The 458-nt window shown below is 63.3% G+C and carries 1 pseudogene; it reads right to left on the reverse strand.

The window, feature by feature from the left end:
- A pseudogene (locus tag ACQRAX_RS25590) lies at positions 1-458 on the reverse strand (type VI lipase adapter Tla3 domain-containing protein); the annotation flags it as partial.

Genomic DNA, 458 nt, shown 5'->3' on the forward strand with positions numbered 1-458 from the left:
TGGCCGTCACTGTTCAGGGCGTGCAGGGCGAGGGTCAAGGCGATTTCGGCGTCGACGTTGTCGGTGCTGTCGTAGAACACCCGCAGCGGCTTTTCGCCCTCCGGCAAGGTTGCCAGGGCCTGCAACCAGCCGGCCTGCAAGGCTTTGGCGCGTAATGCGGGTTTCAGGCGTTTGCCCTGTTCATCGACCATCGGCACCTTGATCGGGCGGTGTAGGTAGCCAAGCACGGGGGAGGCGTCGAACTCCTTGAGCTGGTGCTGCGCCCAGCGCACGGGCAGCCAGGGCGAGGGCTCGAAGTAGCCAGGACCACGGTTGTCCAGGGTGCGCCGGAGGGTGGGGAGTTGGGCGTGCCAGTAGGCGCTGGACAGGGTCGTCGGGCCTACGAGGATATTGATGCCTTTGGCACGCTCTTTTGCTTCGTACGCTTTCCTGAACAGCGGTGTGTGTTTCCAATAGAA

Origin of the sequence: Pseudomonas sp. UM16, from assembly GCF_050312595.1 — a bacterium.
Lineage (GTDB): Bacteria > Pseudomonadota > Gammaproteobacteria > Pseudomonadales > Pseudomonadaceae > Aquipseudomonas.